10 protein-coding genes are annotated in these 12,102 nt (G+C 42.5%); 5 read left to right on the top strand and 5 right to left on the bottom strand.

The window, feature by feature from the left end:
- The first annotated feature begins 152 nt into the window (after positions 1-152).
- The 5 genes from FTT91_RS03400 to FTT91_RS03380 all read left to right on the top strand — a co-directional run bounded on the left by FTT91_RS03400 (position 153) and on the right by FTT91_RS03380 (position 5,430).
- Positions 153-410, top strand: coding sequence for a succinate dehydrogenase assembly factor 2 (locus FTT91_RS03400; RefSeq protein WP_004974752.1), 258 nt, complete (start codon positions 153-155; stop codon positions 408-410).
- Positions 403-825 (top strand): protein YgfX, encoded by a 423-nt coding sequence (locus FTT91_RS03395; protein WP_131260582.1) that lies wholly within the window; start codon positions 403-405, stop codon positions 823-825. The genes FTT91_RS03400 and FTT91_RS03395 overlap by 8 nt, the downstream gene beginning before the upstream one ends.
- A gap of 445 nt (positions 826-1,270) precedes the next feature.
- Entirely contained in the window at positions 1,271-2,317 is a 1,047-nt protein-coding gene (locus FTT91_RS03390; protein ID WP_004974758.1) for a hypothetical protein, read from the top strand.
- Between the two features lie 103 nt (positions 2,318-2,420).
- Positions 2,421-3,002 (top strand): rhombosortase, encoded by a 582-nt coding sequence (gene rrtA / locus FTT91_RS03385; protein ID WP_154320306.1) that lies wholly within the window; start codon positions 2,421-2,423, stop codon positions 3,000-3,002.
- 220 nt (positions 3,003-3,222) lie between these two features.
- Positions 3,223-5,430, top strand: coding sequence for a TRAP transporter large permease subunit (locus tag FTT91_RS03380; RefSeq protein ID WP_180168982.1), 2,208 nt, complete (start codon positions 3,223-3,225; stop codon positions 5,428-5,430).
- Between the two features lie 105 nt (positions 5,431-5,535).
- On the opposite strand, the gene FTT91_RS03375 is transcribed toward FTT91_RS03380, so the two are convergent.
- The 5 genes from FTT91_RS03375 to rnr form a co-directional block, all read right to left on the bottom strand.
- On the bottom strand, positions 5,536-6,429 hold the full coding sequence (locus FTT91_RS03375; RefSeq protein ID WP_004974770.1) for a DMT family transporter: 894 nt from the start codon (positions 6,427-6,429) through the stop codon (positions 5,536-5,538).
- Positions 6,430-6,530: 101 nt separating this feature from the next.
- Positions 6,531-6,941 (bottom strand): hypothetical protein, encoded by a 411-nt coding sequence (locus tag FTT91_RS03370; protein WP_180168981.1) that lies wholly within the window; start codon positions 6,939-6,941, stop codon positions 6,531-6,533.
- A 21-nt stretch (positions 6,942-6,962) separates the two neighbouring features.
- Positions 6,963-7,172, bottom strand: coding sequence for a YheV family putative zinc ribbon protein (locus tag FTT91_RS03365; RefSeq protein WP_171062592.1), 210 nt, complete (start codon positions 7,170-7,172; stop codon positions 6,963-6,965).
- A gap of 40 nt (positions 7,173-7,212) precedes the next feature.
- Positions 7,213-9,252, bottom strand: coding sequence for a M3 family metallopeptidase (locus tag FTT91_RS03360; RefSeq protein ID WP_180168980.1), 2,040 nt, complete (start codon positions 9,250-9,252; stop codon positions 7,213-7,215).
- A gap of 187 nt (positions 9,253-9,439) precedes the next feature.
- Positions 9,440-11,863 (bottom strand): ribonuclease R, encoded by a 2,424-nt coding sequence (rnr, locus tag FTT91_RS03355; RefSeq protein ID WP_180168979.1) that lies wholly within the window; start codon positions 11,861-11,863, stop codon positions 9,440-9,442.
- Between the last annotated feature and the right edge of the window lie 239 nt (positions 11,864-12,102).

The raw sequence follows: 12,102 nt of genomic DNA, 5'->3' as shown, positions 1-12,102 counted from the left end.
CACCTTAGAAGAATTTATAGGGGGCAACAAGGTGCAAAAGTTTCAATTGCAAATGAAAGATGATGCTTTTGGTCAATGCTGCATAAAAGTCATCGAAACTTTAAAAGGGGTCGGTTAAACTAGCCTGAGTTTAATTTTAATGGGGAAACCGCATGAGTGATGACATCAGCTTAGAAGAACGCAAAGTGATTTACCGTGCCCGTCGTGGTTTAAAGGAAATTGATGTCTATTTTGACCCGTATGTGAAAAATCATTATTTGACTGCCAGTGCGGAAGAAAAACAAATGTTTGCCGATTTGGTTGAGCAGGAAGACCCAGATTTATTGGATTGGTTTATGGAAGTGTCTGAGCCACCACGTCCTGAGTTGAAAGATTTTATCCGTAAACTAAAGCATTATGTGCATGGCTAAGCAGCAGTTTCAGCTGAAACCTAGTGTCATCGCAATAGTGTTTCAGCTGATGATCGCTCTACTCATCGTTTGGCTTTTACTACAAGTGTTAAAGCCATGGCTTAGCGTTGTATGTATTGTCATTATGGGCTGGACATATTTTAAATTTGTTCGTGCAAACCGAATTGTTGGTTTAGATCAATTAGATGACCGTGAATGGTCAATTTCCTATCTCGCGCCTCGTGTAGTATCACAACAGATTAAAAGCACAGCTCGCCAAATTGAAATTCAGCGTGTGCAACTGCGTCAAGTGATAGATCATCAAATTTATATCGTCATGGAATTTCAGCAAGCCTTTAAACCTGTGGTGATTTGGTGTGATCAGGTTTCCAAGGCGGAATGGAAGGCTCTAAAAGTATTGGCGAAAATGCTCTAATTTACAGACAGCTGTATATTTTTATAATAATAAAAAACTATAAGTATCATAAAGATAAAATTATCATCTATTTTTCATGTCCTGATCAGTCATCTTATATTGGCATAAAAGATTACACATATCCCTATTTTCAGTTATATTAATTCCAGACAAGTGTAGATCAATACAAATCAGATTCCTGAGATGTGTAGATTTAAATTTAGTCGAAAGATTTTTTAAGATAAGCCCGAATTGGGCACCAGTTAATAAGTAGCATGTGCTGAACCGTCGCAATGCTACTTTTTTTTGCCTAAATTTTGTCGGATGACAGATTTCAGTCAATTTTAGTCACTTTAAAACATGGCAAAGTTATCCATCTGAAGCAGCAAGTAGACGCTTTTATTCAGATATTGCTTCTGCTATGTTTGTTGCAATGGACATAAACACAATTATAGAGGACAGGAAAATGTCGCAAGTCCAAAAAATAGGCCAGGGTGTGGCCGTATTTGCAATCACAAGTTTATTATTATCAGGTTGTTCACAAGTGATCAAAACAGGTGCCAATGTCGCACTTGGATTTACTGAAAAACATATTGTGCCGCCAATTTTAGCGATGGAAGATGCTGAAATGGTGTGTAATTCTGGTAATTCCTTAACCCCTGCCATTATGGCGACTAAAGATATGGGCGCAGACCCAACCCGTGTTGCGGTACTAATGTATTCGGCTGCGGGTATTTGTGCCGAAGAAAAAGCTTTGGATGCTGAATTGCGTTATTTACGTGCAGCAAAAGCAGGGCAAGTGGGCGAAGCGCAAGATGCGCGGATTCAGCAAAAACGTTGGGCGGCTTTGGCGGCACAGCGCCAATACACAGGCTATCAATTGTTTCAGCATCGTTGGGAAAAGAAATATCGGAAACCTTTGGGCGAAGGTTGTCCAAAAATGAACAGTGATATTGATCAAACTGTGTATATGTTGGGGATGTTGAGTGGCTTGCAAGCCATGACCAATGATATTAATTCAGGCGGGGCAGTGCATGTGCCTAAAGATATTGCCGCGATTGTTGAACGTGGTATGACCTGTTTAAACAATGAAAAATTCTGGGGCGCACCAGAGGCTACACGTGCCGTAATTTGGACTTTGCTTCCAGGTGCGGGAGATGGCAAACCTGATCCGTATCAAACCTTAAAGCAGTCGATGCAAATTGGTGAAAATAAAGGGGTGCGTTTATCACACGCTTTATATGCGGTTGCTGCCCAAGCCAGTGGTGAAGATGCCAAAATCCGCGATGCACTCAAAGCCTTTTCTAATGCACGCAGTGACGAAAAACCTGTAAATCCACAATTTAAATTGATTGATGCCATGGCGGGAAGCATGGTACAAGGAATTTCAGACCGTTACTGGACTGAACATACAGGTGTGCGTACTGGTGATCAGCAACGTTTCTGGGATGAACAAGATGATTCATCTGAATTAGATGATTTATTTAATGAGGATACGGCAGCTCAATTGTAAAAATATCAAGATTGCCCAATTCAATATAGACAAGAAGTTTTAGGATTGGGCAATCCGTTTGCCGAAGCACATAACAAGAATAATTTGGAGGATGCAAGCGCCTATGCAATATTCATCTCAATTTCTCAGTCGAAAAATTGTGTTTATTGCGGCATGTATGTCGGTTTCGGCATGTTTGCAGATTTTTGCAGAGCATTTTATTTATTGGTCTACACATTTATTGGATGAATTTTGGCGCTTATGGACAGGGCATTGGGTGCATGTGGGCTGGATTCATTATCTGCTCAATATGATCGCCTTTGCCTGTTTACCTTTTATTTTTCCGCATGCCAAAGTATGGCACTTTGTGGCACTTTTGCTGGTACTACCGCCTGCCATTAGTCTGAGTTTCTATTATTTCCTTGCCGATATTGATGCCTATGCAGGACTTTCTGGGGTGCTGCATGGTGCTTATGTGGCGGTGGCATGTGTGCATTTGCTCTATAAAAAAGAACGTGGTTTTGCGGCATTGGTGTTGCTGCTTATTTTATCTAAACTGATTTGGGAAAATACCGTGGGCAGTTTGGGTACAGCAGAATTAATCGGAAGTCCTGTGTTAGTTGAGGCACATTTATTGGGGGTGATTTGGGGTGTAATTTTTGCATTGGCTTATATTATTTGGGCCTATTGCATTGATCCGCACTAAAATTACATCAAAATGATGGCAAAAAGGGCTCACATAAAATCTCACAATTGACCATTTTTACTTAAAAGAAAATCTATATTGTCATTTTAAAAATAACGACGCTCATGCACATTTAAACTGAATACAAAAATGCTCAATGGAAGATGGACATTCCGTTGAATAAGGATAGACAGAAATTCGAGAGTCTCGGTTTCTGCGCAGAATAAAAACAGGAAAATATATGCACAATAACGGACAACGCAGGTCTGGCTTGGCTTTGCTCAGACATATATGGACAGAATGGATTTCTACATTCGTTATTTTGATCTTGTTGTTACTGACCCTCATTATTGGTACAGGTGAAATGGTACATGGTCAGTTGTTGCGCATGGGTGAACGCCTATATGGTGACCCTGCAACAGGTATGCAATATTCATTTTTACGTGCCGAACCCACTGCACCTGACTGTGAACGCAACCCCGATGTCGATGCGCAAGTACATGCCCAAATGCAAGCCAATGCTGCTGATGAGTTTGCCGATATTTTTGGCACCGCCTCTGAGTCAGATGTCCGTGCTTCAATTTTGGCAGCCAAACAAATTTGTGAAGAAAAATTTCAATTTCATGATCAGGCGATTCAGCATATTCAAGCTCATCCAAGCTTGAAAATGTATCGAACCATTGAAACCTCTTTCTTTGGCATTTTTAAATTTGGTACTGAAAACCGTGCCATTTTATTGGTATTGATGGTGGTCTTTGCTGCAATTAGTGCCACTTTAAAGACCCATCACATTGGTTTACGTGGCCCTGCGACCAAAATTGACTTCAAGGTGTATTCGACCTTAATGGTGGTGGCGAATGGTTTCTTAACCTCGTCAAGTATCAGTCAATATCGTTCAGTACTCAATTCAGGCGTACCGATGAGTGGTGAAACGCAAATCATTTACTGGATGTGGATGATTCTGTTTGCAACTCTGACTTTAATTAGTTTATTCCAGCTTATTAAGCCACCCGCACCAACCCGTGAAGGCGGTAGTTTAGGTCTTGCTTTCCTGAGTGTGCCTTTGTATGCCTATATGGCAATTAGTACAGGTTTCTCCTTTACCATCCTGATGGATTATCCAATGGGGCAAGGGATTTACTTGGGGCAACTGGTCGAATTCTCCAGTATTTTCCTGAACTTGGCATTGTTTATTTGGGCGGGGATGTTGCTCAAACAAACCCGAATTGTGGATTTGTTCCTGAATATTCTGCGTCCGTGGAATTTGGCACCTGAAACCTTAACCTGGCTGATTCTGATTGCTGCTGCATTACCAACGGCTTATACCGGTGCATCGGGGATTTTTGTCATTGCTGCAGGTGCGATCATTTATAAAGAAGTTTGGAATGCGGGTGGACGACGTCAATTTGCATTAGCGGCAACTGCCATGTCGGGTTCAATGGGGGTGGTGCTTCGCCCTTGCCTATTGATTGTTGTGGTGGCATCGCTGAATAAAGAAGTCACAACGGACATGCTATATCACTATGGTTTGTATGTGTTTCTTTTGACTTCAACCCTATTTTTAGTGATTTCGTTATTCTTTGCTGAAAATAAATTCCGCATTGCTGCACCACGAATAGCTGCGCCATTGTCCTTACGTGCTATTGGCCCTGTAATGCCCTATATCCTTATTTTTGTGTTGATTTGGCTGTTCTATAAATATGCTTTAGACACCAATATGAATGAATTTACTGCCCCTGTCATGATGCCGGTTATTTTATTGATGATGGTGTTGTTTGATAAATTGCGCCATGAACCTGCGCCTATTCCAGCGATGGGGCAGTGGGATCAGACTTTAGATCACAAGCCTGTAGCACAACAGACAGCAGCTTCATCTGAGTGCTCATTATTGACTGCACCTGATTCACCATTGCGTCAGTATGGTTTCTTCAAAGCTCTGCATTTATCGACCAGTGAAACGGTGGGACATATTGGGGCATTGGTAATTTTGATGGCGCTTTCAGTCAGTGTAGGTGGCTATTTAGAACGCATTGAAATTATGGAAGCGTTCCCAACCGACATTAGCAGCATCTTTATTGTGATTAGCCTGATTGTTGCCCTGATGATTTTTGTGGGCATGATTATGGATCCATTCGGTGCGGTAATTCTAATTTCGGCAACAGTTGCGCCCGTGGCGTATCAGTATGGGATTCATCCTGTGCATTTCTGGATGATTACCCTCATCGGCTTTGAATTGGGCTATGTGACGCCACCTGTAGCGCTGAATCACTTATTGGCAAGGCAGTCAATTGGTGATGAAGAAGTCGCTGCAGCCGATGCAGAAGTTCGTCATAAATCGTTCTATTATCGTTATGAGCGTTGGATTTTGCCTATGATTGTGATGCTTCCTGCGATGTTGATTATTGCCTATGCACCGTATGCGTTCAAGCTATTCGGCTGGTATGAATAAGCACATGGATACTTAATCACTGTCATCTTATTATTTAAAAACACCCTGTGGTTCACTACGGGGTGTTTTTTTAATAGGTTGATATGCAGGGAATACAAAGCAGCATTATGAATGCGGGGAGTGATGATTCAGGTGTTTTTGTAACAGTGGACTGCACAAAATAATGGCAAGCAAAATTAGGGCAAAGCCAATTAAACTAAATAAGTCTGGCGTTTCATGCCAAAAGCTAAAGCCCCAAATCCCTGCAAAAATAATCGCAATGTAATTGACAGGGCCAATTTGCCCAGCAGGGGCAAGACGGTAGGCATTGGACATAAAGATCTGACTGATATTGGCCAGCAATCCTGCACCAATTAAAAAACTCAATTCTTTTAAGTTGTAAGGACGCCATGACCAGAACATCGGTACAACAGAAATGAGTGTCCCAATCATGCAAAAATAAAACACAATGCGTTCAGGCGGTTCGGTTTGAGTCAGGGCGCGTACCGTGACAAAAGCCATCGCTGCTAAAAAACTGGCACTGAGTCCAATTGCGGACATGCTATTAAACATACCTGCATCGGGTTTGGCGACAAATAACACGCCAAATAAACCAATGAACGCAGCCCATAGCATTGGTTTGGTGATTTTTTCTTTAAGGAATAGCCATGCAATTAAGGGAATAAAAATAGGCGATGAATAGGTGAAGACCATCGCATTGGACAGTTTTAGATTGGCAATCGCGTAGAAAAAACCATACATGGCGGTTAATCCGACTACCGAACGCCAAGTGTGCATCCATAACTTTTCAGTTTTAAAAAAGCCCAAGCCTTTATTGAAAATGAGCGGGATAAAAATAAACAAACCAATGAAATTACGGAAAAATACCACTGTGGCATTATCTACCGTTTCTGATGCGTAACGAACGCACACTCCCATGAGTGAAAACAGAAAGGCAGAGCAGGTCAACAGCATAATTGCTTTGAGCAAATTTTGTTGGGCAGAACCAGAAGATGTCATACAAATAAAGCCAGAATAACCTCTGGCTATTCTAGCTTAAATTGGCTACAACACTGACCCTTTATCGTATTTTAAAAAGACTGATGTGAAGCAGAGAAGGTTTACTGTGCCAGTTGGGCTTCCAGTATTTTGATTTGCTCCTCTTTTAGTTTAATCAACTCATCGGCATCACTATGTTGCTGTTTTAATAAGGCACGTTGATCATTCAGCTGATTTTGAATGTCATCTAATTTAGCCACTTCTTCTTTGGCAAGGGTTGCATTTTCAGAGACAGGTGCTTTGAGTAAATCTTCTGTGACCAACTGTTTTGGTACTACTTCATCTTCTTGCAATGGCGTTGCTTCAGCAGGTGCAGTTTTCGCTACAGGCGCCGTAGTTGGGGCAGTTTCTATAGGCGCAGTATTGTCGCTATCGCCCATCCATTGAAAGATAAATACGGCAATAATGACAATAATTAACCCGCCCGTAATCGCCCATAAAAGCTTAGGGTTATGTCGTTGATCTTCAGTCATGCGTAGTTGAACCTTATTGTTTTACTTTGACTGACGCGGCTTAAACTGGATCACCCCAATTTCATCTGAAACCTCTGGGATTTCAGGTTCATCAATATGTGTCGGACGGTTTTCCGTATAATCACACTCGATGCATTCGATCCATTCAGCTTCGCCAGCGGTGAGCATGACAACCCGATCCATCGCCTGACATTTTGGACATTTTGCGCCTGCAATGAAACGACGTTTAATGGTCATCACGACTCCCCTAACTTCATCTAAAGGTCTTAGTTTAAGCATTTTTGACTGTGTTCGTCCAACCTTGATGACGTAATAGTGCGTCAATTTTTGGCTCGCGTCCGCGGAAATTGATAAATGCGTCAAGCGCTGAATCTTTTCCGCCAACTGCTAGAATAAACTGTCTAAACTGCTTGCCAGTTTCGGTGTTAAATAGCCCTTCATTTTCAAAGCGATCAAAGGCATCGCTGGCCAAAACCTCTGCCCATTTGTATGAATAATATCCTGCAGCATAGCCGCCTGCGAAAATATGGCTGAAGCTGTGCTGGAAGCGGTTGTAAGCTGTAGTTGGCGCAACGGCATAGTTTTGACGAATATCATCTAGCATGGCTTGAATCTGTTCCGCATTTAAAGCAGGGTTGCTGCGATGAATACTTAAATCGAACAGGGCAAATTCAATTTGGCGCAGGCTCTGCATTCCCGACTGGAAGAAACGTGCATCTAACAGTGCTTTAAGCAGGTGTTCTGGCAGGGTGTCTTGGGTTTCAATATGCGCACTCAGCATATCTAAACTATCTTGATCCCAAGTCCAAAATTCCATGAATTGGCTTGGTAATTCCACCGCATCCCAAGCGACACCATGTGTACCTGCCACAGCAATATTATCTACTTCAGTTAGCATGTGATGTAAGCCATGTCCAAATTCATGGAATAGGGTGATGACTTCATCATGCGTTAAAAGCGCGGGTTGGTCTGCAACAGGTGGGGTAAAGTTACACACCATATAGCAAATTGGTTTTTGTAAACCTTGTGCCAATTGCATGCGTGAACGGAAACCACTCATCCATGCACCGCCGCGTTTGCCTGTACGGGCATATAGATCAAAGTAAAAACCACCAATCACTTGACCTTGATCTTCAAGTTCAAAATAACGTGCATCAGGATGCCAAACAGGGGCAGCGCGCTCAATAATATCGACATCGTATAAACGCTTGACGATGCTAAATAGACCTTCAACCACTTTCGGTGCAGGGAAATATGGTTTTAACATTTCTTGTGAAAGGTTAAATTGCTGTAATTTTAATTTTTCAGAATAGTAGCCTGTATCCCACGGTTGTAAGGTATCAATCCCATCTTGGGCGGCAATGGCTTTGAGTTCGGCAATTTCTTGTTCTGCAGGTGCACGAGCATGTTCTGCCAGTTCACGCAGGAATTGATCGACTGCTTCGACACTTGGTGCCATTTTGCTGGCAAGGGATAATTCTGCATAGTTGTTAAAACCGAGCAATTGCGCCATTTCTTGACGTAAACGCAAGATTTCTTCCATGATCGGGGTGTTGTCAAATTCAGACTGGGCTGATTGATCGGACGCGCGAGTAGTGTATGCCTGATACAAGGTTTCGCGCAAAGCACGATCATCGGCATAGGTCATAATGGCTAAATAGGCAGGAATATCCAGTGTTGCCACAGCTTGTTCCAATTCGCGTTGCTGACCATATTGTTTCAGCAATTCAACGCTGCTTGGCGGTAAACCTTTGAGCTGATCTTCGGACAATACTTTGTAATAGGCTTGAGTGGCATCCAACACATGATTGGAAAAGTCTGATGACAGTTGCGATAAACGCGCTGAAATTTCAGCATAGCGTTTTTTAGCTTCACCTTCTAAGGCCACACCTGACAGTTTAAAGTCGCGCAATGCCAGTTGAATTGCGCTTTGTTGTGCAGCAGGCAAATCTTTAAAGGTGTTGGCGTCGTGAATATGTTGATAGCTTTGATACAACACCGTGTGCTGACCCAATTGAGTGTAGTAGTCGCTTAAACTTGGTAACAGCGCTTGATACACTTCGCGGGTTTCAGGATTATTCATGACCGCATTTAAATGTGACAGCATGCCCCATGCTTCGCTCATGTTATTTTCGAGCTGATCAATCTGTTCTAAAACATTTAATTGCGCCGTCGTATTTTCAGGTACTGCAGTCAGATTATTTAAAAAGTTTTGTCCCTGCTGAATGGCATGCTCAATTTTTTGTTTTAAATCTGCCAGTGTAATTTGATCAAATTGGGGAACAGGTAAAGTTGCTTGCTGTAATTTCATTTTTTGAGTGCCATCTAAATTTCTTTCATGATTAATAGATGTAGGGCTTTTGAGGGCTGAAATCAAGGCAAAAGGGCAGATTTAGCTAATCAAGGTCATAACTTTGTCAGAATATGGCTGTTTGAGGCGATCCCCAAAAACAAAAAGAGCCGTAGCTCTTTTTGAAGTGGTTGGGAAATAGCCGATGCTAGTCAAATTTAGACTTGGCATTGGCTTTTTTCTTTTTCACCTTGGTCTTTTTTTTGGCTTTGTCTTTCGGTTTAGCTTCCGACTTCGCTGAGGTTTTTTTACCGTAAGAGCTCGGTTTGCTTTTTGGCTTTTTCTTCGGCACAGGTTGCTCACCGTTTTCACTTAAAGTCGCCTTGCTTGGACGCTCAGAAAAAACTTCTTCAGTGGCTTCACGGCTGAACGGTTTTGCCACGCGCGGTGCGCGCATACGAATAGCACGACCTGCATGGGTGAGTTGCTGCATGAGCTCAAAATCAATTTTGCGATCTTCTAAATTGACAGCCGCGACTTTAATTTTAACTTCATCGCCCAAGCTAAAGCTTTGACCACGTGCTTGTCCAATTAGGCTTTGGCTGGCTTGGTCAAATACAAAGAAGTCATCGCCCAACTGGCTGACATGAATCATGCCATCGACATAAAGGTCTTTGAGAGTAACAAATAAACCAAATTCGGCTACTGCAGAAATTACGCCCACAAATTCTTCACCCAAATGCTGCTGCATATAGTGGCATTTTAGCCATGTGGTGACAGAGCGTGAGGCTTCATCGGCACGACGTTCAGTTGCAGAATAATGTTCGCCTGCATCATCTAAAGCTGCGCCCGAAAGTGGTGATGGTTTTTGTTTTAAATGCGCTTTAATGGCACGATGCAACAATAGGTCAGGGTAGCGACGAATTGGTGAAGTGAAATGCGTGTAGGCATCGTAAGCTAAACCATAGTGACCTGAATTATTGGCGCCATAATAGGCTTGCATCATTGAGCGTAATAACACCGCGTGAATACTTGGTGCATCAATACGATCTTTAGTGGCTTCAATCACCGCTTGATAGTCGGCCTGAGTGGGTTGTTCTGGAAAATGTAGCCCAAGTAATTTGACAAAATCACGGACTTTTTGAATACGTGAAAACTCTGGCGGTTCATGCACACGGTACAGCATCGGCACATCATGTTTGAGTGCATATTCTGCTGCTGCGACGTTGGCGAGTAACATACATTCTTCAATCAGTTTATGCGCATCGTTACGGCTGCGCGGCAAAATTTCTTTAATTCCACCTAACTCATCAAAGGTCATGTAGGTTTCAACGGTTTCAAACTCCATGGCATGACGTTCAGCACGTAAACCTTTCAGCACTTGATACAGTTGGAACAGAGTATTTAATGATTTGCGCACCTCCCGATCTTCTGGAATTGCCGCACTATCACCCTCAAAATATTGTGCCACTTGAGTATAGGTTAAACGTGCTTTGGAATGCATGACCGATGGATAAAATTCAAAACCTGTGACACGACCTGCGCGTGACAGTTTTAAATCGCAGACCATACACAAACGGTCAACCTGTGGATTGAGCGAACATAAGCCATTCGATAAAGCTTCAGGCAACATCGGCAATACAAAATGCGGGAAATAGACTGAAGTCCCACGTTCCTGAGCTTCATCATCCAGAGGTTTGCCTGTGCGGACGTAATGGCTGACATCGGCAATTGCGACCACGACACGGTAACCACCACCTGGACGTTTTTCTGCATATACTGCATCGTCAAAGTCGCGGGCATCTTCACCATCAATAGTCACTAAGGCTAAATCGCGTAAATCAACACGTCCTTCACGGTCTTGGGCAGTCGGTTCTTGAAAGCTTTCAGCTTCTTGAATGACCTCTTCAGGAAATTCATACGGCAGACCAAATTCTAAAATGGTTTGCGGAATAATAATTTCAGTTTCGGCTTTGTCTGCCATCGACTGAATAATATGTCCTGTGGCAAATTCTTCGCGGGTTGGATAGTCGTCAATCGCAATGCGCACAGAATCGCCCAATTTAACTTGGGCATGTTCAATTAATTCTTTTTCAAGGGTAATGGGTTGATGGCTATTTGGCTGGGCAGGCTGAATAAAATATTCACCATCGTATTCTGACAATTTACCAATGATTTGTTTGACACGACGCTGGGTGACTTCGGTAATAAACCCCCATGCCTTGCCTTTACGATCTACCGATGTCTGGCGGACTTTGACTTGATCGCCATTAAACACCAAACGTAGTTCGCGTTCAGGCAATAAAATATCTTCATGACCTGCAATATTGGCTGTGCCTAAACCTTTACTGTTGATGTAAACCGTGGCGTCATGAGTCGGTTGTTCTGCAGCCAGCTGGAACTTGAATCCATCTTTCATGAGCTGACCATCACGTACCATGGCAATTAAACGATGGCTCAGGGCGTCAATACTTTTTTGATCGGCAATCGCAAAATGCTCTACCAAGTCTGCATGTGACTGTGCCGCTTGCAAGGTTTCAATGGTTTCTAAGATTAAGGTACGGCTTGGAATAGGATTTTCGTAGCGTTCGGCTTCAGCTTTCGCTTCAGGATCGACCCAATTTTTCATCATGGAATAAACTTCATGTCAGAAGATAGGTTTAGCATAAGTCATGTACGTGAAGACTGCACGTAAATGATTGCAATAATGTGTTTTCTGTCGTTATTTTACGATGTTTCTAGTTTTTGTGCAGCGATTGCCAAAAGTTCAGGCGTAATTCTGGTGATGAATCCTGAAAATTGTTTAAAAAATATTTAATTGAGCAAAAATATGCAAAAATTGTGGTATCGAAGCTTGCAGTGCTAGCACTT

Source organism: Acinetobacter sp. YH12021, from assembly GCF_013420145.1.
GTDB classification, from domain to species: domain Bacteria; phylum Pseudomonadota; class Gammaproteobacteria; order Pseudomonadales; family Moraxellaceae; genus Acinetobacter; species Acinetobacter towneri.
Note: the sequence above shows the minus strand (reverse complement) of the source record. Positions and strands in the feature narration are given on the sequence as shown.